This is a genomic window from Kitasatospora sp. GP82 (assembly GCF_029892105.1).
Classification (GTDB): Bacteria; Actinomycetota; Actinomycetes; order Streptomycetales; family Streptomycetaceae; genus Kitasatospora.
This window is the reverse complement of sequence record NZ_JARZAJ010000001.1, coordinates 301,474-325,202: the sequence shown is the minus strand read 5'-3', so window position 1 is coordinate 325,202 and position 23,729 is coordinate 301,474. Positions and strand designations below refer to the sequence as shown.

General features: G+C 69.9%; 21 protein-coding genes and 1 pseudogene. 17 read left to right on the top strand and 5 right to left on the bottom strand.

Features of this window, described 5'->3' with window-relative positions:
• Nucleotides 1-69: 69 nt before the first annotated feature.
• Nucleotides 70-807 (bottom strand): rhomboid-like protein, encoded by a 738-nt coding sequence (locus P3T39_RS01405; protein ID WP_280695362.1) that lies wholly within the window; start codon nucleotides 805-807, stop codon nucleotides 70-72.
• Between the two features lie 522 nt (nucleotides 808-1,329).
• On the opposite strand from P3T39_RS01405, the gene P3T39_RS01400 reads away from it, so the two are divergent.
• The 6 genes from P3T39_RS01400 to P3T39_RS01375 all read left to right on the top strand — a co-directional run bounded on the left by P3T39_RS01400 (nucleotide 1,330) and on the right by P3T39_RS01375 (nucleotide 9,904).
• Nucleotides 1,330-2,067 carry a response regulator transcription factor gene (locus P3T39_RS01400; protein WP_280695361.1) on the top strand — a complete coding sequence of 246 codons (738 nt, stop codon included), beginning with the start codon at nucleotides 1,330-1,332 and terminating at the stop codon, nucleotides 2,065-2,067.
• A 67-nt stretch (nucleotides 2,068-2,134) separates the two neighbouring features.
• Nucleotides 2,135-3,325 (top strand): ATP-binding protein, encoded by a 1,191-nt coding sequence (locus P3T39_RS01395; RefSeq protein ID WP_280695360.1) that lies wholly within the window; start codon nucleotides 2,135-2,137, stop codon nucleotides 3,323-3,325.
• Nucleotides 3,326-3,622: 297 nt separating this feature from the next.
• Nucleotides 3,623-7,378 (top strand): multifunctional oxoglutarate decarboxylase/oxoglutarate dehydrogenase thiamine pyrophosphate-binding subunit/dihydrolipoyllysine-residue succinyltransferase subunit, encoded by a 3,756-nt coding sequence (locus tag P3T39_RS01390; RefSeq protein ID WP_280695359.1) that lies wholly within the window; start codon nucleotides 3,623-3,625, stop codon nucleotides 7,376-7,378.
• Between the two features lie 107 nt (nucleotides 7,379-7,485).
• Entirely contained in the window at nucleotides 7,486-7,665 is a 180-nt protein-coding gene (locus tag P3T39_RS01385) for a DUF6104 family protein (RefSeq protein ID WP_030267971.1), read from the top strand.
• Between the two features lie 285 nt (nucleotides 7,666-7,950).
• Nucleotides 7,951-8,856 (top strand): DUF4097 family beta strand repeat-containing protein, encoded by a 906-nt coding sequence (locus P3T39_RS01380; protein ID WP_280695358.1) that lies wholly within the window; start codon nucleotides 7,951-7,953, stop codon nucleotides 8,854-8,856.
• Between the two features lies 1 nt (nucleotide 8,857).
• Complete coding sequence (locus P3T39_RS01375; RefSeq protein WP_280695357.1) at nucleotides 8,858-9,904, top strand: PadR family transcriptional regulator; 1,047 nt, start codon at nucleotides 8,858-8,860, stop codon at nucleotides 9,902-9,904.
• 113 nt (nucleotides 9,905-10,017) lie between these two features.
• On the opposite strand, the gene P3T39_RS01370 is transcribed toward P3T39_RS01375, so the two are convergent.
• Both P3T39_RS01370 and P3T39_RS01365 read right to left on the bottom strand, forming a co-directional pair.
• Entirely contained in the window at nucleotides 10,018-10,980 is a 963-nt protein-coding gene (locus P3T39_RS01370) for a zinc-binding dehydrogenase (protein WP_280695356.1), read from the bottom strand.
• Nucleotides 10,981-11,376: 396 nt separating this feature from the next.
• Nucleotides 11,377-12,513: pseudogene (locus P3T39_RS01365) on the bottom strand (NADP-dependent malic enzyme); the annotation flags it as partial.
• Nucleotides 12,514-13,253: 740 nt separating this feature from the next.
• On the opposite strand from P3T39_RS01365, the gene P3T39_RS01360 reads away from it, so the two are divergent.
• The 5 genes from P3T39_RS01360 (at nucleotide 13,254) to P3T39_RS01340 (ending at nucleotide 17,926) form a co-directional block, all read left to right on the top strand.
• The gene (locus tag P3T39_RS01360; RefSeq protein ID WP_280695354.1) at nucleotides 13,254-14,174 is read left to right on the top strand and encodes an ABC transporter substrate-binding protein; all 921 of its coding nucleotides are present in this window, start codon (nucleotides 13,254-13,256) and stop codon (nucleotides 14,172-14,174) included.
• 333 nt (nucleotides 14,175-14,507) lie between these two features.
• Complete coding sequence (locus P3T39_RS01355) at nucleotides 14,508-15,431, top strand: ABC transporter substrate-binding protein (protein ID WP_280695353.1); 924 nt, start codon at nucleotides 14,508-14,510, stop codon at nucleotides 15,429-15,431.
• Nucleotides 15,432-15,466: 35 nt separating this feature from the next.
• Nucleotides 15,467-16,441, top strand: a complete 975-nt coding sequence (locus tag P3T39_RS01350) for an amino acid ABC transporter permease (RefSeq protein ID WP_280695352.1) — start codon at nucleotides 15,467-15,469, stop codon at nucleotides 16,439-16,441.
• Nucleotides 16,438-17,229, top strand: a complete 792-nt coding sequence (locus tag P3T39_RS01345; protein WP_280695351.1) for an amino acid ABC transporter ATP-binding protein — start codon at nucleotides 16,438-16,440, stop codon at nucleotides 17,227-17,229. The genes P3T39_RS01350 and P3T39_RS01345 overlap by 4 nt, the downstream gene beginning before the upstream one ends.
• Before the next feature lie 112 nt (nucleotides 17,230-17,341).
• Nucleotides 17,342-17,926: a CGNR zinc finger domain-containing protein gene (locus P3T39_RS01340; RefSeq protein WP_280695350.1), complete on the top strand. Its 585-nt coding sequence runs from the start codon at nucleotides 17,342-17,344 to the stop codon at nucleotides 17,924-17,926.
• A gap of 12 nt (nucleotides 17,927-17,938) precedes the next feature.
• Here P3T39_RS01340 and sodX read toward each other — a convergent pair whose 3' ends face one another.
• On the bottom strand, nucleotides 17,939-18,373 hold the full coding sequence (gene sodX / locus P3T39_RS01335; protein WP_280695349.1) for a nickel-type superoxide dismutase maturation protease: 435 nt from the start codon (nucleotides 18,371-18,373) through the stop codon (nucleotides 17,939-17,941).
• Nucleotides 18,374-18,556: 183 nt separating this feature from the next.
• On the opposite strand from sodX, the gene sodN reads away from it, so the two are divergent.
• The 4 genes from sodN to P3T39_RS01315 all read left to right on the top strand — a co-directional run bounded on the left by sodN (nucleotide 18,557) and on the right by P3T39_RS01315 (nucleotide 21,466).
• Entirely contained in the window at nucleotides 18,557-18,955 is a 399-nt protein-coding gene (gene sodN / locus P3T39_RS01330) for a superoxide dismutase, Ni (RefSeq protein ID WP_280695348.1), read from the top strand.
• A 163-nt stretch (nucleotides 18,956-19,118) separates the two neighbouring features.
• On the top strand, nucleotides 19,119-19,592 hold the full coding sequence (locus P3T39_RS01325; RefSeq protein ID WP_280695347.1) for a GNAT family N-acetyltransferase: 474 nt from the start codon (nucleotides 19,119-19,121) through the stop codon (nucleotides 19,590-19,592).
• Between the two features lie 230 nt (nucleotides 19,593-19,822).
• Complete coding sequence (locus P3T39_RS01320) at nucleotides 19,823-20,236, top strand: anti-sigma regulatory factor (RefSeq protein ID WP_280695346.1); 414 nt, start codon at nucleotides 19,823-19,825, stop codon at nucleotides 20,234-20,236.
• 144 nt (nucleotides 20,237-20,380) lie between these two features.
• The gene (locus P3T39_RS01315) at nucleotides 20,381-21,466 is read left to right on the top strand and encodes an RNA polymerase sigma factor SigF (protein WP_280695345.1); all 1,086 of its coding nucleotides are present in this window, start codon (nucleotides 20,381-20,383) and stop codon (nucleotides 21,464-21,466) included.
• A gap of 96 nt (nucleotides 21,467-21,562) precedes the next feature.
• On the opposite strand, the gene P3T39_RS01310 is transcribed toward P3T39_RS01315, so the two are convergent.
• Nucleotides 21,563-21,979, bottom strand: a complete 417-nt coding sequence (locus P3T39_RS01310) for a hypothetical protein (RefSeq protein WP_280695344.1) — start codon at nucleotides 21,977-21,979, stop codon at nucleotides 21,563-21,565.
• Nucleotides 21,980-22,030: 51 nt separating this feature from the next.
• Between P3T39_RS01310 and P3T39_RS01305 the strand changes: the two genes are divergently transcribed.
• Nucleotides 22,031-23,002: a diacylglycerol kinase family protein gene (locus tag P3T39_RS01305; RefSeq protein WP_280695343.1), complete on the top strand. Its 972-nt coding sequence runs from the start codon at nucleotides 22,031-22,033 to the stop codon at nucleotides 23,000-23,002.
• A gap of 376 nt (nucleotides 23,003-23,378) precedes the next feature.
• A complete protein-coding gene (locus P3T39_RS01300; RefSeq protein ID WP_014138019.1) occupies nucleotides 23,379-23,630 on the top strand; it encodes a WhiB family transcriptional regulator in 252 nt (83 codons plus the stop codon).
• Nucleotides 23,631-23,729 lie beyond the last annotated feature (99 nt).

The following is a 23,729-nucleotide window of genomic DNA, read 5'->3' as shown; positions in this document are numbered from 1 at the left end:
GGGGCCGGTGCAACTGCCCGACAGAGGGTCGGCGCGGCGTCGTGCCCGGCCGACCGGCCGCACGGCGGCTCAGACTTCCGAGGGCGCGACCCTGCCGGGGAAGGGGCGGCGCAGGCGCAGCGGGCGGCCCGGGCCACGGCGCAGCCAGCGCCAGAGGGAGATGCCGACCAGCAGGGCCGCAGGATGGCCCACGCCGGTGACCAGGTCCTGGTCGGCCAGGATCTGGTGGCCGATCATGCCGCTCGCCCCGGCCAGGACGAGCACCCGCCCGCCCGGCCGCAGCAGTCCGGCGAGCGCGCCGAGGCTGGCGAGCACGCCGTAACTGACGCCGATGTCGAGGTCGTCCAGCGCACCGGGGCCGAGCCGTCCGGCGGCCACGCTGAGCGCGACGACCAGTTGCGACAGGAGGGTGGCCAGGATGTGCCCGGCCGCGAAGACGGCCGCCGCCCCGCGACCGCCGACCCGCCGCTCCAGGGGCGCCACGGTGAAGGCGAAGGCCCACAGGTACGGCATCCAGACCGGCCCGGCCACCCAGAGCCCGCTGAGCAGCAGGGCGAGGAGGGGGCGGTGCAGCAGGTTGTGCCCGTCGGTGCTGGAGATCGCCTGCAACCGGTGCACCAGGGCGGGGTCGCCGAAGTGGGAGAACACGGTGGTGCCGAGCAGCACCAGCAGATAGCCGAGTGCGAAGGGATTGCGGCGCGGCGTGGGCACCGCCCGGCGCACGACGTCCAGCAGTCCGGTCAGCGCGAGCAGGCCTGAACCCCGCCCGTGGGCGGCACCGGTCACACCGCCTCGCAGGTCCGGCATTCCGTCTCCACTCCAGGTTCAGCGACGGGTCGGTGACGGTTGTCGTGCCCACGGTACGTCGAGGTCCTGAGAGCCCGCTGAGAGAGACCTGTGAAGATCGCTTCGAAATGGGCCGTGACACCCTCCCCACCTTGGTCCGGACCATCCCTTTGTTTACGGACAAGTAGTCACTTCGCTGTGCAGTCTGCCATCCGTTCGAGGGCATACGCACCGTTACGGGCGATATTTTTGCCGGGTAAGGTATCGCCCCGTGCCCCGTCCCGGGCGGTTTTCCGGCACCGGCCCACAGGCCGGATATGTCCGGTTCACCTGCCGGGATGCTCGCAGTGTCCGTACGCTGCGATAAGCGCGGAAGACGCGCGGACCCACACCTGCGGGTCTTCCTTCCGGTGCCGACGGCGGACGGCATTTCGGGAAGACGGCGGGCCGGGCACGGCCCAATGACGGAACAAGACGACTACGAGCGGAGCCCGCTGTCCCCACAGGCAGTCGGCCCGCAGCCCTGGGGGCGGTGGCGTGACCGTGACAGAAATTCAGCAGGAGAGCACCGGCACTGGCAGTCCGGTGACCACACAACGACGGGTACTCGTCGTCGAGGACGAGCCGACGATCGCCGAGTCGATCGCGGCCCGGCTCGGCGCCGAGGGCTTCAAGGTCGCTGTGGCCCATGACGGGCCGGGCGCGGTGGACGGTTTCCACACCTGGCAGCCCGACCTGGTGGTCCTCGACGTGATGCTGCCCGGCTTCGACGGCCTTGAGGTGTGCCGGCGGATCCAGGCCCAGCGCCCGGTGCCGGTCCTGATGCTGACCGCCCGCGACGACGAGACGGACCTGCTGGTCGGCCTCGGCGTCGGCGCGGACGACTACATGACAAAGCCGTTCTCGATGCGCGAGCTGGCGGCCCGGGTCAATGTGCTGCTTCGCCGGGTGGAACGCGCCCAGCAGGCGGCGCGGACGCCCGCGCTCGGCAGCCTGCGCTTCGGCGAGCTGGAGATCGACCATGTCCAGCGCCGGGTGCGGCTCGGCTCGGGTGACGTTCACCTCACCCCGACCGAGTTCGACCTGCTGGCCTGCCTGGCCGCCCAGCCGCGCGCCGTACTCACCCGCGAGCAGCTGCTCGCCGAGGTCTGGGACTGGACGGACGCCTCCGGCACCCGCACGGTCGACAGCCATGTGAAGGCGCTGCGCCGCAAGATCGGTGCCAGCTGGATCCGTACGGTGCACGGCGTCGGGTACGCCCTGGAGGCACCGCTCTCGTAGCAGCTCCCGGCACTTGGGCCACCGGGGGGCCCAGGTCCGGCAGGTGGGGGGACGACTCAGGGACAACATGACCTTTCCACAGCAACGCAACGGGGTGACTCCGCCCCGGCTCACCGAGGCGAGCGCCGCCGCGGGAACGCGCCGCGGCCTGGCCGCGCGCGCCGCGAGCCGTGTCTGGGCCGACATCCGGCCCCTCGATCCGGTCCGCTCGATCAAGGGCAAACTGGCCCTTCTGGTCAGCGTCTCGGTCTTCCTCGCCACCGGCATGGCGGTGGTCGCGATCCGGTCCGAGACCCAGATCCGGATCATCATGATCTTCTCGATGATCGCCTCACTGCTCTTCATGCAGTTCCTGGCGCACGGGCTGACCGCGCCACTGCGCGATATGACCGCCGCCGCCCGGGCCATGGCGAGCGGCGACTACAGCGCCCGGGTGGAGGTCTCCTCCCGGGACGAGGTCGGCGAGCTGGCAGCCACCTTCAACCGGATGGCCGCCGATCTGGAGGCCGCCGACCGGCACCGCCGCGAGCTGGTCGCCAATGTCTCGCACGAGCTGCGCACACCGATCGCCGCCCTGCGCGCCGTCCTGGAGAACGTGGTGGACGGCGTCGTCCAGCCCAACCCGAAGACCCTGGGTGCCGCACTGGAGCAGACCGAGCGGCTCGGCCGCCTGGTCACGCACCTGCTCGACCTCTCCAAACTGGACGACGGGGTGGTACCGCTGGACGCCCGCCCCTTCGAGGTGCGGCCCTTCCTGGACGGCGTGCTGCGCGGTGTCACGGTGGACGGTGCCACGGCCGGCGGCGCCTACGCCCGGCGCGACGACGTGGCGCTGCGCCTGGACGTCCAGCCGGCCGCACTGACCGGGGTCGCCGACACCGAGCGGCTGCACCAGGTGGTCGCCAACCTGGTGGACAACGCCTGCAAGCACTCCCCCACCGGCGGCACCGTGACCGTCCGCGCCAGGGCCGGGGAGCAACCCGGTGCGCTGTTGCTGGAGGTCGAGGACCAGGGCCCCGGCATCCCGGTGCAGGACCGCAGCCAGGTGTTCGAGCGCTTCGGCCGCAGCGGTACGGCGACCGCCCAGGGACCCGGCAGCGACGGCGGTACCGGCCTCGGCCTCGCCATCGCCCGCTGGGCGGTTGACCTGCACGGTGGCCGGATCACGGTGGCCGAGGCGGCCGAGGGCTGCCTGATCGAGGTCGCCCTGCCGGGCACCGGAGCGGTCGAGGAGGACACCGCACCAGCTCCGGCCTAGTTGCCCCGATCTGTCACAGAACTGGGACACAAAGAATCCGAGCATGTGTCAGGTCATGTCTCACTGAGCGCCGACCTGCAGTATTGTCCGATTTTGTGGGGATATCGACCGAACGGGCAGGCACCCGTGTACCCGCCGGTCGACATTTCTAACGCACGTTTTCGGCCATATTGCAGGTCGGCACTGTGATCTGGACGACGCCGACCGGCTGAGGACTGCGCGATCACTGCTCGGAGGCGTAGCCTTAATCCCCGCTGTCCACCATCCCAAAAGGAAGCGGAAGAGGGCGGTTGCCCCGTGTCGCCACACCCTGAAACCCCCGTCAGCTCGGCAAGCTCCACTGGCTTCGGCCCCAACGAGTGGCTCGTCGACGAGATCTACCAGCAGTACCTCCAGGATCCCAACTCGGTCGACCGAGCCTGGTGGGACTTTTTCGCCGACTACAAGCCCGGTACCGAGGTGACTCCAGTGACCCAGGCCGCAACCCAGGCCGGCCCCACGCCGACCACCGTTGCTGCTCCTGCCGCCCCTGCTGCTGTGGTGGCGCCCGCGCCCGCTGCACCGGCCGCTCCGGCCCCGCCGGCACCGGCCGTGGCCGCGCCGGCCGTGGCCGCGCCGCTCGCCGCAGCTCCTGCCGCGCCGCCCGCGCCCAAGGCCGCTGCCCCGGCCGCGCCCGCGCCGGCTGCCGAGGGCCCCGAGCTGGTCGTGCTGCGTGGCCCGGCCAAGGCCGTCGCGACCAACATGGACGCCTCGCTGGAGGTGCCGACCGCGACCTCGGTCCGCGCCGTGCCGGCCAAGCTGCTGATCGACAACCGCATTGTCATCAACAACCACCTGCAGCGCGCCCGTGGTGGCAAGGTCTCCTTCACCCACCTGATCGGCTACGCCCTCGTCCAGGCCATCAAGGCCAGCCCGGGGATGAACCACAGCTACCAGGTCAAGGACGGCAAGTCCTACCTGGTGAAGCCCGAGCACGTGAACCTCGGCCTGGCCATCGACCTGGTGAAGCCGAACGGCGACCGCCAGCTCGTCGTCGCGGCCATCAAGAAGGCCGAGACGCTCGACTTCTTCGGCTTCTGGCAGGCCTACGAGGACATCGTCCGCCGGGCCCGTGCCAACAAGCTGACGATGGACGACTTCACCGGCGTCACCGTCTCGCTGACCAACCCCGGCGGCATCGGCACCGTGCACTCCGTGCCGCGCCTGATGCAGAACCAGGGCACCATCGTCGGCGTCGGCGCCATGGAGTACCCGGCCGAGTTCCAGGGCTCCTCCCCGGACACCCTGGCCAAGCTGGGCATCTCCAAGATCATGACGCTCACCTCGACCTACGACCACCGGGTCATCCAGGGCGCGGCGTCCGGCGAGTTCCTGCGCACCATCCACCAGCTGCTGCTGGGCGAGCACGGGTTCTACGACGAGGTCTTCGAGTCCCTGCGGATCCCGTACGAGCCGGTCCGCTGGGCGACCGACGTCGCCACCACCCACGACGACGAGGTCAACAAGACCGCCCGCGTCATGGAGCTGATCCACTCCTACCGGGTCCGCGGCCACCTGATGGCTGACACCGACCCGCTGGAGTACAAGCAGCGCAAGCACCCCGACCTGGACGTGGTCTCGCACGGCCTCACCCTGTGGGACCTGGAGCGCGAGTTCGCGGTCGGCGGCTTCGGCGGCCAGAAGATGATGAAGCTCCGCGACATCCTCGGCCTGCTGCGCAACACCTACTGCCGCACCGTCGGCATCGAGTACATGCACATCCAGGACCCGAAGCAGCGCAAGTGGCTGCAGGAGCGCCTGGAGAAGCCGTACACCAAGCCCGAGCGCGAGGAGCAGCTGCGCATCCTGCGCCGGCTGAACTCGGCCGAGGCGTTCGAGACGTTCCTGCAGACCAAGTACGTCGGGCAGAAGCGTTTCTCGCTGGAGGGCGGTGAGTCGCTGATCCCGCTGCTGGACGCGACCATCGACGCCGCCGCCGAGCACCGCCTGGACGAGGCCGTCATCGGCATGGCCCACCGCGGCCGCCTGAACGTGCTGGCCAACATCGTCGGCAAGCCGTACGGCAAGATCTTCGGCGAGTTCGAGGGCAACCTCGACCCGAAGTCGATGCACGGCTCCGGCGACGTCAAGTACCACCTGGGCTCCGAGGGCACCTTCACCGGCCTGGACGGCGAGACCATCAAGGTCTCGCTCGCCGCGAACCCCTCCCACCTGGAGGCCGTGGACCCGGTCGTCGAGGGCATCGCCCGCGCCAAGCAGGACATCCTGGACCAGGGCGGCACCTCCTTCCCGGTGCTGCCGATCCAGATCCACGGTGACGCGGCCTTCGCCGGCCAGGGCGTCGTCGCGGAGACCCTGAACATGTCGCAGCTGCGCGGCTACCGCACCGGCGGCACCGTGCACGTCGTGGTCAACAACCAGGTCGGCTTCACCGCCGCCCCGGCGAGCAGCCGCTCCTCGATGTACTGCACCGACGTGGCCCGCATGATCGAGGCCCCGATCTTCCACGTGAACGGCGACGACCCGGAGGCCGTGGTCCGCGTCGCGCGGCTCGCCTTCGAGTTCCGCCAGACGTTCCACAAGGACGTCGTGATCGACCTCATCTGCTACCGCCGCCGCGGTCACAACGAGGCCGACAACCCGTCGTTCACCCAGCCGCTGATGTACGACCTGATCGACAAGAAGCGCTCGGTGCGCAAGCTGTACACCGAGGGCCTGATCGGCCGTGGCGACATCACCATGGAAGAGGCGGAGCAGGCGCTCCAGGACTTCCAGGGCCAGCTGGAGAAGGTCTTCTCCGAGGTCCGCGCGGCCGCCACCGCCCCGGCGCCCGCCGCCAGCGGCAAGCCGGTCGCCGACTTCCCGGTCAACATCCAGACCGGCATCTCCGAGGAGATGGTGAAGCGGATCGCCGCCTCGCAGGTCAACCTGCCCGACTGGCTGACCGTGCACCCGCGTCTGCTGCCGCAGCTGCAGCGCCGCGCCGCCTCGGTCGAGGACAACACCATCGACTGGGCGATGGGCGAGACCCTGGCCATCGGCTCGCTGCTGATGGAGGGCCACCCCGTCCGCCTGGCCGGCCAGGACAGCCGTCGCGGCACCTTCGGCCAGCGCCACGCGGTCCTGATCGACCGGGTCAGCGGCGAGGACTACACCCCGCTGCTGTACCTGACCGAGGACCAGGCCCGCTACACCGTCTACGACAGCCTGCTGTCCGAGTACGCGGCGATGGGCTTCGAGTACGGCTACTCGCTGACCCGCCCGAACTCGCTGGTCATGTGGGAGGCGCAGTTCGGCGACTTCGTCAACGGCGCGCAGACCGTGGTGGACGAGTACATCGCCTCCGCCGAGCAGAAGTGGGGCCAGCACTCCGGCGTCACCCTGCTGCTGCCGCACGGCTACGAGGGCCAGGGCCCGGACCACTCGTCCTCGCGCCCGGAGCGTTTCCTCCAGCTGTGCGCGCAGAACAACATGACGGTGGCCATGCCGACCCTGCCGTCGAACTACTTCCACCTGCTGCGCTGGCAGGCGCACAACCCGCACCACAAGCCGCTGGTCGTCTTCACCCCGAAGTCGATGCTGCGTCTGAAGGCTGCGGCCTCGGCCACCTCCGAGTTCCTCTCCGGCTCGTTCCGCCCGGTCATCGGCGACACCACCGTGGACCCGGCGAACGTCCGCAAGGTGGTCATCACGGCCGGCAAGTTCTACTACGACCTGGAGGCGGCCCGCACCGAGCGCGGCGTCACCGACACCGCGATCGTCCGGGTCGAGCGGCTCTACCCGCTGCCGGTGGCCGAGCTCCAGGAGGAGCTGGGTCGCTACGGCTCGGACGTCCAGTTCATCTGGGCGCAGGAGGAGCCGGCCAACCAGGGTGCCTGGCCGTTCATCGCCATGAACCTGGTCGACCACCTGCAGGTCGTCATCGGCCGCAGCGGGGGCGACTCGCGCCTGCGCCGCGTCGCCCGCTCGGCCTCCTCGGCCCCTGCGGTCGGCTCGGCCAAGCGCCACGCCGCCGAGCAGCAGGCCCTCCTCGACGAGGTCTTCAGCCTCTGACGCAGGTGCGCCGGTAAGGCACCGACGGCCCGGTCCCCGCTTCGGCGGGGGCCGGGCCGCGTCTATCCTGACCAGGTCAATCCCCCATCTCAGCGGAGCGCAGAACCGTGTACTTCACCGACCGAGGCATCGAGGAGCTGGAGAGCCGGCGCGGCGACGAGGAGGTCACCTTCGAGTGGCTGGCCGAGCGACTGCGGGAGTTCGTCGACCTCAACCCCGACTTCGAGATCCCGGTCGAGCGGCTGGCCACCTGGCTGGCCAGGCTGGACGACGAGGACGAGGACTGAGCAGCACCGCCCAGGGCCCGGGAGGCGACCGCCCACCGGGCCCTTTTGCATGTCCGCCTTCGGCGGCAGAAAGGAATCGAGTCGCCTTCGGCGGCAGAAAGGAACGAGTCGCCTTCGGCAGCACAGAAGGACGAGTCGCCTTCGGCGGCCCGAAGAGCGGTCGGTACGGGAACACCCCTACGGGAAAGGCCAGGGTCGCGGGGTGCTTGACTTCGCCAGCACGCGATATATCGTCTTTAGCAAGGGAGACGCGATACATCGCGAACCACAACGGGAGGCAGCACCATGAGCCAGTGGACGGTCAGCGAGCCGGAGAAGATCAGCTTCGACGGACAGCAGGTCGACACCCTGCACGTGCGCATCGTCGGCGGCGCGGCCAATGTCGTCGCCACCGAGGGCCCGGCCCGGCTGGAGGTCACCGAGCTGGAGGGCGAGCCGCTGCTCGTCACCCTGGAGGACGGAGTTCTCACCGTCGCGTACAAGGACCTCAGCTGGAACGAGTTCGGCGAGTCCGTGAAGTCCGTCCAGTCGGTCAAGTACTTCTTCGCCTCGCTGCGCCGCAAGCGCCGGGCCGTGGTCTCGCTGGCCGTCCCGGCGACGGCCGAGGTCAGGGTCGGCACGGTCTCGGCCGATGTCACGGTCTCCGGGATCAACAGCAAGGTCTCGGTGAACGGCGCGAGCGGCGAGACCACCCTGGTCGGCCTCTCCGGCCGGACGGACGCCAACACCGTCTCGGGCAATGTGAACGCCCAGTCGGTGGCCGGTGAGCTGCGGGTCAACACCGTCTCCGGACATCTGACGCTGATCGCCGGCACCGCCGACAAGGTGCAGGCCAACTCCGTCGGCGGCGCCGTCACCCTGGACCTGGACGTCGAGACCGCCGCCGACATCCGCGTCGCCACGGTCAGCGGCCCGGTCGGCGTCCGCCTGCCTTCGCTGGCCGACACCAAGGTCGAGGCCGGCACCACCAGCGGCGATCTCACCAGCACCTTCGACGAACTCAAGCTCGGCGGCACCTGGGGCGCCAAGAAGCTCTCCGGCCAGCTGGGCAGCGGGAGCGGCAAGCTCCAGGTCACCACGGTGTCCGGCGCGGTGACGGTACTCCGCCGCCCGGACGCGGACGACCGGACCAGCCTGGTGAAGGAACTGCCCGCCGCCCCCACCCCGACCGACAAGAGTGAGGACGCCTGAGATGGCCCCGGTCTTCGGCCACGGCCGACTTCGCCTGTACCTGCTGAAGCTGCTGGACGAGGCCCCGCGTCACGGCTACGAAGTGATCCGCCTGCTGGAGGAGCGCTTCCAGGGCCTCTACGCGCCCTCGGCCGGCACCGTCTACCCCCGACTCGCGAAGCTGGAGAAGGAGGGCCTGGTCACCCACAGCACCGAGGGCGGCCGCAAGGTCTTCCGGCTCACCGACGCCGGACGCAGCGAGCTGGCACTCCGCCAGGACGAGCTGGCCGAGCTCGAGGTGGAGATCCGCGAGTCGGTGGCCCAGCTGGCCGGGGCGATCCGTGAGGACGTCCGGGACAGCGCCAAGGACCTGCGCGAGGAGCTCTGGGGTGCGGCGAAGCAGGCACCCAGGCCGCAGGCCGAGGGCGGCAGCCCGTGGGAGGGCCCATGGGGCGACAAGGAGTCCTGGCAACGGGCCAAGGAGGAGTTCGCCCAGTTCAAGGCGCAGGCCAAGGAGCAGGCCAAGCGGGCCAAGGAGCAGGAGCGGGCTGCCAAGGCGCAGGCCAAGGCGGCCGAGGAGGAGGCCCGCAAGCTGCGCGAGCAGTCCAGGGCCGCCAGGTCGGCCGCGCAGCAGGAGGCGCTGCGGATCAAGCGCCGGGTCGAGCAGCAGGTCCGCGAGGCCGCGGCGCGCGGCGACTGGTCGACCGGTCTCGCCGAAGGGCTCTCCGAGCTGACCAGGGGCCTGGCCGGACTGGCCGACGCGGCCAAGTGGGGCCAGCCCCCGGCGCCCGAGGAGGAGGTCCGGGTCACCAGGATCGACCTGGACAAGGACGGCGGCGAGGCCGCGGCGCAGCCCGGCACCGCGGAGCCTGCGGCGGACCTGCCGTCGTGGACGGAGACCGACCCCGCGGCGGACCCGGCCCGCGAGCTGGAGCGCCTGCTGGACCGCTTCCGCGACCAGGTCAGGGACACCGCCCGGGACACCGGGGTGACACCCGCCCAACTGGCCGGTGCCCGCAGCACGTTGGCCACCGCAGCGGAACGCCTGCGGCGCCTTCTGGGCAAGTGACGGGAGGGCCGCTCAGGAGAACGGGGTAGCTCATCAGGGGCGTGGAGCTCTGCCCGGTTGCGCACAGTCCTGGTGGCTGGCCGAGTGCGTCAGGGGGTCAGGGGGTCAGGGGGTCAGGGGGTCAGGACGATCTTGCCGAAGACGTCGCCCTTGGCGAGTCGGGCGAAGGCCTCCCGCGCCTCGGTCAGTGGCAGCACGCTGTCGATCACCGGCCGGACGCCGGTATTGGCGCAGAGCGAGAGCAGTCCGGCCAGTTCGTCCTTGGTACCCATGGTCGAGCCGAGCACGTTGAGTTCCAGGAAGAAGATCCGGTTGAGCTCGGTCGCGGGCGGGTGGTAGCCCGAGGTGGCGCCGGAGATGACGATGGTGCCGCCGGGCTTGAGCGCCTTGACCGAGTGGGACCAGGTGGCCGCGCCGACGGTTTCCATGACGGCGTCCACCCGCTCGGGCAGCCGGGCGCCGCTCTCGAAGGCCGCGTCCGCGCCCAGTTCGACGGCCCGGGCACGCTTGGCCTCGTTCCGTCCGGTCACCCAGACCCGCAGTCCGGCGGCCTTGGCGAGCACCACCAGTGCGGTGGCCACCCCGCCCCCGGCACCCTGGACCAGGACGGTGTCACCGGGCTTCACGCCCGCCTTGGTGAAGAGCATCCGATAGGCCGTCAGCCAAGCGGTGGGCAGGCAGGCGGCCTGTTCGAAGGAGAGCCCGGCGGGCTTGGGCAGCAGGTTCCAGGTCGGTACGGCGACGCGCTGGGCGAAGGTGCCCTGGTAGCGCTCGGTCAGCAGAGAGCGCGGCTCGTCCGGCCCGACGCCGTGGCCGCTCTGGCCGATCACGGAGTGGATGACGACCTCGTTGCCGTGCTCGTCCACCCCGGCGGCGTCGCAGCCGAGGATCATCGGCAGCCGCTCGGCGGGGAGTCCCACACCGCGCAGCGACCAGAGGTCGTGGTGGTTGAGGGTGGCGGCTCTGACCGTCACCACGCTCCAGCCGGGGCGGGCCTGCGGCTCGGGGAGCTCACCCAACTCCAGTGCGCTCAGCGGATCGTCGGCGTCGGTACGTGCGGCGTAGGCAGCGAACATGTCCCGGACGATAGCCGCGCCGGCCGTGGCTCGGAACCACGCGCGGATGTGACCTCCACCGCGTGTCCCCGGCTCCGCCGGCCGGCCCAGGACGGACAGGCACCCCCGGACGCAGAAGAGGCCCAGGCGCAAAGGGGCAACCCCCAGCAGCAAGGGGCAACCCCAGGGGCGCGGGGAACTGCGCGCCGCGGAAGGCCTCGGGCCGCACGGACCTCCGGTGGACAAGTTGCACCGCCCCACCGGGAGGCCACCACGTGCAACCTGCCCACCGCCCCCGGCTGCACGGAGTCGCCTTCCGCTTCGCGCACGCAGTCGATCAGGCAGAGCCCCGCGCCCCTGACAGCCTGTGGCCGTCACCATCGCGCGACGCCCGCGCCCCTGACGGCCCTGCTGCCGTTACCGCCGGGCGACGCCCTCGCTGCGGGCGGCCTCGGCGACGGCCTTGGTGACCGCCGGGGCGACCCGCTCGTCGAAGGGCGAGGGGATGACCTTCTGCGGCGTCAACTCGTCGGCGACGACGGCGGCCAGCGCCTTGGCGGCGGCCAGCTTCATGCCCTCGGTGATCCGGCTGGCCCGCACCTGGAGCGCACCGGCGAAGATCCCGGGGAAGGCCAGCACGTTGTTGATCTGGTTGGGGAAGTCGCTGCGCCCGGTGGCCACCACGGCCGCGTACTTGTGCGCGATCTCGGGGTGGATCTCGGGGTTGGGGTTGGCCATCGCGAAGATGAAGCAGCCCTCGGCCATGGTGGCCACGACCTCCTCGGGCACCGTGCCGCCGGAGACGCCGATGAAGACGTCGGCGCCCGCGAGCGCCTCGGCCAGCGAGCCCTTGAGCCCGGTCCTGTTGGTCAGGGCGGCGATCTCGGCCTTGACGTCGGTCAGGTCCTCGCGGCCCTGGTGGACCACGCCGTTCCGGTCGCAGACCGCCACGTCGCCGATACCGGCCGCGACCAGCATCTTGGCGATGGCGATACCCGCCGCGCCCGCACCCGAGATGACGGCGCGCAGGTCGCCGATCTCACGGTTGGTCACCTTGGCGGCGTTCCACAGGGCGGCGGTGCTGACGATCGCGGTGCCGTGCTGGTCGTCGTGGAAGATCGGGATGTCCAGGGCTTCCTGGAGCCGGCGCTCGATCTCGAAGCAGCGCGGAGCGGAGATGTCCTCCAGGTTGACGCCGCCGAAGGACGGGGCGAGCCGGACGACGGTCTCCACGATTTCGTCGACTCCGGTGCAGTTCAGCGCGATCGGGACCGCGTCCACGCCACCGAACTGCTTGAACAGGATCGCCTTGCCCTCCATCACGGGCAGCGACGCCTCGGGGCCGATGTCACCGAGACCCAGCACGGCGGTGCCGTCGGTGACGACCGCGACCACGTTGGACTTCCAGGTGTAGTCGTTGACCAGCTCGGGCTGCTCGGCGATGGCCGTGCAGACCCGGGCCACACCCGGCGTGTAGGCGAGGGACAGGTCGTCCGCGTCGCGCACCGGCACCGTGGCGCGCACCTCCATCTTGCCGCCGCGATGCAGCGCGAAGACGGCGTCGACGGGGTCGTCGGTGTCCTGGGTGTTCGGGTGGATGATCTCCGCTGCCACGATGACCTCTTCGTCATGATCGGCGAGGGCGCTCGGCCGACGGGCTCTCGACCCTGCCGCCTCCCGGGAGGGGAAGCGGGAACCCCGGGTACACGAGAGCGTGCCCGGAGCCGGGTCGGGGCGCGGCCGTCGGGCGCGCCCTCTGGGTGAGGGTATGGGTTTTCTACGCTGTGCTTCCGGTCTGCCAGAGCGTCGTCCGGCCATGGCCGGACGTCGAGCCTAGGTCGGACCAAGGCATCGCACCTATGCCTTTTTGTCCTCTTAACGTGCTCGTCATCGCTTGATCACCACTTGACAGCCACCGGTTTCGGAAGAACCTGGCGGCCGGTGTCGACAACGGCGACTGAGCACGCGCACCCGCACGGGTGAACACAGACACGGAGGGGAGTCGGCGCCTCGGATCCAGAGTCGGCGTCTTCGACTTCCGGTCCTGCGCACCCCGGGTCTTCCCCGCCCTATCGACGGAGTGGGCCCGGCGGTCTGCGTTCTGTTCGGGGGTCACCCGATACCAGATTCTGACACACCCGCCCTCTGGCCCGGCAGGCCGGGATGGGAGGATCCCACTTTCGGCCACCGGTCGGTCCCGGGCCGTGACCCTTGCGGGACACGGCCCCCGGTCCATCCGTACACCGCGCGCGCCCGGTGGCACAGCACGACCTCTCCCAACAGGAGGAGCCAGCATGCACCGAACGACGCCACTGACCTCGAGCCGCGCCGCACGGGCCTGCGTGGCCCTGGCGGCCGGGTCACTGCTGCTCACGGCGTGCGGCGGCGGTTCGCCGTCGCCCAAGGCGGGCAGCGAGGACCTGCACGGAAAGCTCCCCGACTCCGTCAAGTCCGCCGGGGTTCTGAGGATCGGCTCGGACCTCAACTACGCGCCGGTGGAGTTCAAGGGCCAGAACGGCGAGGCGACCGGGCTCGACCCGGACATCGCCGAGGCGGTGGGCAAGGAGCTCGGGCTCAAGGTGGAGTTCGTGGACACCTCCTTCGACAAGCTGTTCAACGCCCTGCAGGCCAAGGACTTCGACGTGGCGATGTCCGCGCTGAGCGACGACCGCCAGCGCCGGGACGGCACCGACGACAGCGGCAAGGCGGTCGCTCCCGGGGTCGACTTCGTCGACTACTTCATCGCCGGCACCTCGATCCTCGTCCAGAAGGACAACCCGAAGGGCATCAGGGCCCTGGACGATCTGTGCGGTCACACCGTCGCACTCCAGCGCGGCACCACCCAGGCGGCGGTCGCCGACCGGCAGACCGGTTCCTGTACCAAGCTGAAGAAGCCGCTGACCGTGCACCAGGTGGACACCGACGAGCAGGCACTGGCGGAAGTCTCCTCGGGCAAGGCGACCGCAGACCTGAACGACTTCCCGGTGGCCGCATATGCCGCGACGACCAATGCCGGTCAGTTCCAGGTCGCCAGCGCGCAGCTTCAGCCGGGTCCGTACGGAATCGCGCTGCGAAAGTCCGACAGTGCGCTGCGGGACCTGCTGGCCAAGGCGCTCGACCGGGTGATCCGCAGCGGCGCGTACGACAAGATTCTCGCCAAGTGGAACGTTTCGGCCGGTGCGGCACAGAACGCGGTGATCAACGGGGGATTCTGACGCCTGGTCAGGGAGAGGTCGGATTACCCGGATTTGTGCCTCAAGGTCTGCATACTCATACGCAGGGTGACAGGAGCGCGGAATTCGTCCGAATAGCGGACATGTCGAGTCCCCGTTATCCGATTTTGATCTGAATATGGACCCGATCAGCTACACCGGGTGGCAGGATTCCCCCAACTCGGATCGCAACTGCCCACCCCGGCCTGGCAGCTGGGAGGAGTCACCCTCGTCGAGGCTGTTCGATCACTCGTCGATCCCGGCGGAGGGTGGCGACAGACAGGACCTCTGGCACGACCTCCACCCGACCTCTCGCACAGGAGGAGTTCTCCCCCCATGATCGTCCGCACCTCGCGCTCCCGCCTCCTCGCCGCCGGCGCCGTCCTCGCGACCGCCACCCTGGCCCTGACCGCCTGCGGCAGCAGCACCAGCTCTTCCTCCGGCGGCGCTCCGAGCGCCACGGCCAAGGCCGTCTCCGCCGACCCGTCGCTGGCCGCGCTCGTCCCCGCCGACGTGAAGTCGAGCGGCAAGCTCGTGGTCGGTGCCGACGCCTCCTACGCGCCGAACGAGTTCAAGGACGACAAGGGCAACATCGTCGGCATGGACGTCGATCTGGCCAAGGCCATCGCACAGAAGCTGGGCCTGACCGCCGATGTGCAGAATGCCGACTTCACCTCGATCATCCCGGGCATCGACGCGAAGAAGTACCAGCTGGGCATGAGCTCCTTCACCGACACCAAGGAGCGCGAGAAGACGGTCGACATGATCAGCTACTTCACTGCGGGCACCGCGATGGCGGTCAAGAAGGGCAACCCGGACAAGATCGCCGCCGACGACCTGTGCGGCAAGAAGGTCGCCGTCCAGACCGGCACCACCCAGGCCGGCCTGGTCAAGGACACCCTGAGCCCGGCCTGCATCAAGGCGGGCAAGCCCGCCATCCCGAACGACGGTGACAAGTTCTCCCTCCAGACGGACGTCACCCAGTCGCTGGTGGCCGGCCGCGACCAGGTCATGCTGGCCGACTCCCCGGTCGTCGACTACGCGCTCAAGCAGACCAACGGCCAGCTGGAGAAGCTCGGCCCGACCACCGACAGCGCCCCGTACGGCGTCGTGGTGGCGAAGGGCTCCGCCCTCGCCAAGGCCGTCCAGGGCGCCGTCCAGTCCCTGATGGACGACGGCACCTACAAGCAGATCCTGCAGAAGTGGGGCGTCGAGGCCGGGGCCATCGACAAGGCCGAAATCAACGCCGCCAAGAGCTGACCCCCGCCGAACGAGACCCACTGAGGCGACTCACCGTGAACTCTTCCGATCGCGGGGAGGTGACGCCGGGACGGCACGAGAACATCAAGGCCGTCCCGGTCCGCCACCCCGGACGATGGGCCGGAGCCCTCGTCGTCATCGTGCTCGCACTGATGCTGCTGCACGCCCTGATCTACAACCCCGCCTTCGAATGGAACGTCGTCGGCGACACCCTCTTCGACTCGCAGATCCTGCACGGCCTCGTGGTCACCCTGGAACTGACCGCGCTGGCCATGGTGATGGGCGTGCTCGGCGGCATCATCCTCGCGGTGATGCGGCTGTCCCCCAACCCACTGCTGTCCGGCACCGCCTGGTTCTACATCTGGGTCTTCCGCGGCACCCCGGTCCTTGTGCAGCTGGTGTTCTGGAACTTCCTGGCCGCGATCTGGGCCAAGCTGTCGATCGGCATCCCGTTCGGCCCGGAGTTCGTCTCCACCTCGACCAACACGCTGATCCCGGTCTTCGTCGCGGCGCTGCTCGGCCTCGGCCTCAACGAGGCCGCCTACATGGCGGAGATCGTCCGCGGCGGTCTCCAGTCGGTGGACGAGGGACAGACCGAGGCAGCGCACGCCCTCGGCATGAGCCGCGCCGCCACGCTGCGCCGGATCGTGCTGCCGCAGGCCATGCGCGTGATCATCCCGCCGACCGGCAACGAGACCATCTCGATGCTGAAGACCTCCTCGCTGGCGAGCGTCATCGCACTGGAGGAGCTCTACCAGGCCGGGCACAACATCTTCTCGCGGACCTTCCAGACCATTCCGGTGCTGATCGCGGTGAGCATCTGGTACCTGCTGCTGACCTCGATCCTGACCATCGGCCAGTACTACATCGAGCGGTACTACGCTCGTGGTGCGAACCGGACTCTCCCACCCACTCCGCTGGGGCGGCTGCGCAACCTGTTCACCGGGAAGCCGGTGCCGAGCGGCAAGTCCGACGTCGTCCCCGGCCTTGAGGGAGGTGGTCACGTATGACCGGCCTGGTGCAGCCCCCGACCTCCGACCAGCCGATGGTCAAGGCCGAGGGAGTCCGCAAGTCCTACGGCCTGGTCGAGGTGCTCAAGGGCATCGACCTGGAGGTCAGGCGGAACGAGGTGTTCTGCCTGATCGGCCCCTCCGGCTCCGGCAAGTCGACCTTCCTGCGGTGCATCAACCACCTGGAGAAGATCAACGGCGGCTTCCTGTCCGTCGACGGCGAGCTGGTCGGCTACCGGATGAAGGGCGACAAGCTCCACGAGCTCAAGGACCGCGAGGTCGCGCTCAAGCGCCGCGACATCGGGATGGTCTTCCAGCGGTTCAACCTGTTCCCGCACATGACGGCCCTGGAGAACGTCATCGAGGCGCCCGTCCAGGTCAAGAAGGAGAACAGGACCGACGCCAAGGAGCGGGCGATGGCCCTGCTCGAGCGGGTCGGCCTGGCCGACAAGGCGGGCAACTACCCCACCCAGCTCTCCGGCGGCCAGCAGCAGCGCGTCGCGATCGCCCGCGCGCTGGCCATGAAGCCCAAGCTGATGCTCTTCGACGAACCCACCTCGGCGCTCGACCCCGAGCTGGTCGGCGACGTCCTGGACGTCATGCGCGGCCTCGCCGAGGAGGGCATGACGATGATCGTCGTCACCCATGAGATGGGCTTCGCCCGCGAGGTCGGCGACGCGCTGGTCTTCATGGACGGCGGCGTCGTGGTCGAGTCCGGCCACCCCCGCGACGTCCTCACCGACCCGCAGCACGAGCGCACCAAGGCATTCCTCTCCAAGGTGCTCTGACCTCCACCGTCCGGCGCCCGGCAGGTTCCGTTCCTGCCGGGCGCTGACGCGTTCCGCCGCCAGGTAATACCCTGGACGCAGCTCGCCCGTTACCGGCCCTGGAAGGACCACCGTGGAGCTCGCCTCGTACGCCGACTATGCAGTCCGGCTGGTGAACAGCGAGGAGCCGGACCGCGGCACCGACGCGCTGACCTCGGTGGATGCCGTCCGCGCCCTGTTCGGTTCGCCCTCGCGGGCTTCCGCGCTGGCGGACGAGAGCGACCTGCCCCGGCTGCGGGGCGTCCGAGTCCGGCTGCGCGGGGTCTTCGAGTCGGCCGCCGAGGGCGACCAGGTCCGGGCGGTGGACCTGCTGAACAGCCTGATGGTCGAGTACCCGGTCAGCCCGCTGATCTCCGGGCACGACGACCTGAACGAGGCCGGGCAGCCGCGCTGGCACCTGCACCTGGCCGACAACGCGCCCACCGCCGCGGCCAACTTCACCGCCGTCGCGTGCATGGGCCTGGCCATCCATCTGACCGAGATGGGCGTCGACCGGCTCGGCATCTGCCAGGCCGCGCCCTGCCGCAACGCCTACCTGGACACCTCGACCAACCGCTCGCGCCGCTACTGCTCCGACCGCTGCGCCACCCGCGCCAACGTCGCCGCCTACCGGGCCCGCAAGCGCGAGGAGGCCCAGCGGGTCGCGCTCGCCGGGTAGCCGTCGCCGCACTCACAGCTCGAAGCTGACCGGCCGGTAGACCCCGCACCGGGCCGCCAGCCACCCGAAGCGGGCCAGCGGACCGTACGTCAGGGCCCGCTCCAGCGCGGCCGACGGCGCCAGCCAGGCCGGGCGCGGGCGAAGGCGCAGCAGCACCCGGCCGAGCACCAGTTCGTCCGGTACCGCGCCGTACTCCCGGCTGTCCGTCAGCACCAGCGGGTTGTCGGACAGCAGCCACCACCCGCCGCGCCGCCGTCCGGCCGCCCGCTTGACCACCAGCAGGTCCTGCCGCAGCGGGTGACGGAACAGCACCACCGCACCCGGTCTGATCCGCGCGCCGTACCGGACCAGCACCTGGTCGCCCTCCAGCAGGGTGGGGCGCATCGACGGACCGGCCACGTCGATCATCCCGAACGGCGGCTGCCCGCCCGCCCTACTCTCCGTCATGTACTCTCCCCTGTCCCGGTGCGACGCCCTCGGCCTCCCTCCGATCGGGCGAGGGGCCCGGGCCCGTCCGATATCGACCGGTTGGACCTCCTTCTTTTGCCCTAGGCCCCCGGCCCAGCCGAGAAACAGGACCGGTGGCGGGGTAATCTCAGGCGCGGGAAGACGATCTAAGGAAGGACTCCCATGTTCTCTCGTCTGTTTGCACCTCGCGCCACCGCCCACGCCCACTGCGACCTGCCCTGCGGTGTGTACGACCCGGCCCAGGCCCGCATCGAGGCCGAGTCCGTGAAGGCCACTCAGGAGAAGTACCAGGCCAACGAGGACGCGCACTTCCGGGCGCGCGCCATCGTCATCAAGGAGGAGCGCGCCGAGCTGGTCAAGCACCACCTCTCGGTGCTGCACACCGACTACTTCAAGGCCCCGCACTTCGAGAAGTACCCGCAGCTGCACGACCTGTTCAACCGCGCCGGCAAGGCCGCCTCGGCCGCCAAGGCGTCGACCGACCCGGCCACCGGCCAGGCGCTGCTCGACCTGATCGCCGACATCGACGCGATCTTCTGGGAGACCAAGAAGGCTGCCTGATCACGATCGGCACCCTGGAGGGCCCGGCCGCTGTTCCCCTGGTTCAGCGGCCGGGCCCTCGGGCGTCCCCGGTCGGCATCCCGCCCAGGCCCGGTCCGGCGAGCCGTCTCACGCCGCGAAAACACCATCCCGTCGGCACCCGGTCCGCGAGTACGCTCGCCATATGATCCGCAGCGCTGTCATCACCGACGTCCCCGTCATCCACGCCATGATCCGCGAGCTGGCCGAGTACGAGAAGGCCCTGGACGAGGCGAAGGCGACCGAGGAGCAACTGCGCGACGCCCTGTTCGGCGAGAACCCGGCCGTCTTCGGCCTGATCGCCGAGGACGACGCAGGCGGCGAGCCGGTCGGTTTCGCACTGTGGTTCCGCAACTTCTCGACCTGGCGCGGCACCCACGGCATCTACCTGGAGGACCTGTACGTCCGCCCGACCGAGCGCGGTGGCGGCCACGGCAAGGCCCTGCTGGCCGAGCTGGCGCGGATCTGCGTGGAGCGCGGCTACTCCCGGCTCGAATGGTCGGTGCTGGACTGGAACGAGCCCTCGATCGGCTTCTACAAGTCGCTGGGGGCCGTACCGATGGACGAGTGGACGGTCTTCCGGCTCACCGACGACGCCCTCCGGGAACTCGGCAGCTGATCTTGTACGTTCGCTCGTTCCCGTGACGGCGGGCCCGGATCGCGACATGGGCCCACCTCTCGCGGTAACGTCTCGGGCGGATGCGCGGCGTTCCGGCCTCTCCCGGGTGGGTATGACCGGTACGTACCGCACCACCCCTCTGGACAGTTGGGGCGAAGCAGTTGAGCCAAGCAACAGGAAGTGCCGCGGCCGCAGGGCCGCAAGCACCGCGCGTCACCCAGGAGGTGAGGGTGTCCCAGATCGACGGCGAGCCCGGAGTGAAGGACTTCGTGGAGGTCAGGCTGCCCGCGGCCGGGGCCTACCTCTCGGTGCTGCGAACGGCCACCGCCGGCCTCGCGGCCCGGCTGGACTTCACCCTGGACGAGATCGAGGATCTCCGGATCGCGGTGGACGAAGCCTGCGCCATCCTGCTCCAGCAGGCTGTGCCGGGCTCCGTCCTGAGCTGCGAGTTCCGGTTGGTCGGGGACTCGCTCAGGGTCACCGTCGCCGCGCCGACCACCGACGGCAAGGCGCCCGAACGGGACACCTTCGCCTGGACGGTGCTCTCCGCACTGGCCGGAGAGGTGGAATCCTCGGTCGGGGCGGACAACACGGTCTCGATCAGCCTGCACAAGAAGCGTGGCGGTGCACCCGCTGCGGTGTGACAGCGAGCCGAAGGGCGCGCCAGTACCGGCCGGCAAGCGCCGGACGTGAAGCCGTACGCGCGGTCTGCCGCGCGTACGGCTCCCCCGTACCGCACTGCGGTACAACCAATGTGAAGTGCTCCCGGAACGGAACGGGTGATCGCCATGAGTGATCTGGACCGCACAGGTGTTGCCGGCACCCCGGCCGCCACCGCCGACGTGGCCGTGCCGCCCCAGGCGAGCACCGCCGCCCCGTACCACTCCCGAACCGCCGCAGGCGACCGAACCGCCGCAGCCGACGTGCACCCGAAGGACAACCATCGGATGAGCCAGCCGACCGACCCGACGCCGGAGCAGCAGCCGGACGCCCAGGCGCCGACCAGCCAAGGACCGGCCGAGGACGATGCCGATGAGGAGCTGACGGCGGAGGAGCTCAAGGCCGCCGCCGAGGCGGTCCGCAGCGCGGTGCCCGCGCAGGACCGGCACCGCTCCGGCGCACCGGACCGGGAGGCCGCCCGAGCGCTCTTCGTCCGGCTGGCGGCCCTGCCCGAGGGGTCGCCGGAGCGGGTCGAGCTGCGCAACCAGCTGGTCCGGATGCACATCCCGCTGGTCGAGCACCTGGCCCGGCGGTTCCGCAACCGCGGGGAGCCGCTGGACGACCTCACCCAGGTCGCCACCATCGGTCTGATCAAGTCGGTGGACCGCTTCGACCACGAGCGCGGGGTGGAGTTCTCCACCTACGCCACGCCGACCATCGTCGGCGAGATCAAGCGGCACTTCCGCGACAAGGGCTGGGCGGTCCGGGTGCCGCGCCGCCTGCAGGAGCTGCGGCTCTCGCTCACCACGGCGACCAGCGAGCTCTCCCAGCGGCACGGCCGCTCCCCCACGGTGCACGAGCTGGCGGAGCATCTCGGCATCTCCGAGGAGGACGTGCTGGAGGGCCTGGAGTCCGCCAACGCGTACTCCACCCTCTCCCTGGACGTACCCGACAGCGACGACGAGTCGCCGGCGGTGGCGGACACCCTGGGAGCGACCGACGAGGCGCTGGAGGGCGTCGAGTACCGGGAGTCGCTCAAGCCGCTGCTCGCCCAACTGCCGCCCCGCGAGCAGAAGATCCTGGTGCTGCGCTTCTTCCGGAACATGACGCAGTCCCAGATCGCCGCCGAGGTGGGCATCTCGCAGATGCACGTGTCCCGGCTGCTCGCCAGGACGCTCGCCCAGCTGCGGGAGAAGCTGCTCGTCGAGGAGTGACGGGCGCCGAACGCCGACGGCCGGAGAGCTCAGCTCTCCGGCCGTACGTTTTCCCGCCCTGTGCCGTCCCCGTGGCGCCGGCGACCCGAGTCGGCGTCAGTCGCCCTGCGACCGGTACAGCAGTGCGGTGACCTTCGGGTTGAGCAGCGAGCCGATGGCGACCAGTCCGAGCAGGGCCACCACCACCGCGACGCCCTTCATCGCGCCGCCGCCCTGCCACATGTAGTAGGCCACCGGCAGGCAGATCGAGTTGGTCAGCACCGCCGGGCTGCGGCCCCAGCGGCGCAGCCGCAGCAGGGCCCAGCCGGCCAGCAGCGGGAAGAGCCCCATCAGCAGCAGCACCAAACCGCCGGCCTCGCTCCGGCCGAGCGCCGCCGAGTCACCGGTCAGTCCGGAGATCATGTCGTAGCTGCCCCAGCCGGCCAGTGCTGCGCCTTCGAGCGCGGTGATCGCCGCGCCGAGGAGCAGCAGGGTGGGCCTGGCGGGGGTCTGGGCGATGGTTTCTGCGGTCACTCCAGCAGGGTAACCGCCGCCTTATCCGTACGGCCCCGTAGGCTGATCGACATGCGCGCTCTCCTGGTCGTGAACCCCAAGGCCACCACCACCAGTGGACGCACCCGCGATGTACTCATCCATGCTCTGCGCAGCGATCTCAAGCTGGATGTGGTGGAGACCGAGTACCGGGGGCACGCCCGCGATCTGGCCGGCCAGGCGGCCGTCGACGACGGGGTGGACCTCGTGGTGGCGCTGGGCGGCGACGGCACCGTCAACGAGGTGGTGAACGGACTGCTGGCGAACGGCCCGTCCGAGCGCCTGCCCCGGCTGGCGGTGGTCCCGGGGGGCAGTACCAATGTCTTCGCCCGCGCACTGGGTCTGCCGAACGACCCGGTGGAGGCGACGAGCGTACTGCTGGACGCGGTGGAGTCCGGCCGGGAGAAGGCGATCGGCCTGGGCAAGGCGATGACCGAGGGCCTGCCCGACCGCTGGTTCACCTTCACCGCGGGCCTGGGTTTCGACGCCGGTGTGGTCGGCCGGGTGGAGGAGCAGCGCAAGTCGGGCCGCCGGTCCACGCACGCGCTCTACATCAACCAGGCACTCAGGCACTACATCACGGAGCGTGATCATCGCCGAAAGGGCCCGATCTCCCTGGAGATCAATGGCCAGGAGACGGTGCCGGGGCTGGTGATGGCGATAGTGTCCAACACCTCACCATGGACCTTCCTGGGTAATCGCCCGGTGGTGCCTTCGCCCTCCGCGTCCTTCGATACTGATCTTGATGTTTTCGGCATCACTCGAATGACGGCGTTCGGAACGGCTCGAACGGTCCGTCAGATTCTGCGCTCGCACACTCCTGCGAATGGCCCTGCGGGACCCGTTGGCCCACGCGGAAAGTACGTCGTCACCTATCACGACGTCAGACACTTCACCTTGGTTTCACAGGAACCGGCCCCATTTCAGGTCGATGGGGACCACCTTGGAGACAGGAGTCGCGTCAGTTTCACAGGCGTTCGGCGGGCACTGCGTGTGATTGTGTGACCAGAAGGGGGTTTCCCCCTTCTTCTCGAACGCACAAGCCCCCTTCACCCCATAGAAGTACGGGCTGTGAGCTAGGCGACACCGAAGAATCAAAAATTCCTACCCGAAGGGGGTTGTATCCCAGCCCGAGGTTTGCGAACCTCTACATGGCGATCGGGACACGTCGCAGCAACCCCGCAGGTTCAGCCCTGACGGGCGTGGCGCGCGACGGCTCCCTTGATCCGCCCGAACCCCACCCCAGCACAGACCACCCGGGCCCCGGCGGGCCTTTGGTCTCTTTTGCTGTTGTGGGATTCGTGAAAGCGTTCACATTCACAAGCCACCATCGAGTGTGTCGGCCGGGCCCCCGCCCACCGACCGGAGGAGTTGGACGAACATGGACTGGCGCCACCGCGCTGTCTGCCGCGAAGAGGACCCGGAGCTCTTCTTCCCGATCGGGAACACCGGTCCCGCTCTGCTGCAGATCGAGGAAGCCAAGGCCGTGTGCCGCCGCTGTCCCGTCATGGAGCAGTGCCTGCAGTGGGCGCTGGAGACCGGGCAGGACGCCGGTGTCTGGGGCGGGATGAGCGAGGACGAGCGTCGCGCGATGAAGCGCCGTGCCGCCCGCAACCGCGCCCGCACCGCCTGACACACACTCAGCTGGACCTGATCAACCCATGATCAAGGGCTCCGCCCCCGCGACGACTGTCGCAGCACCGGCCGAGCCTTCCGCAGAACGGGCCACGCT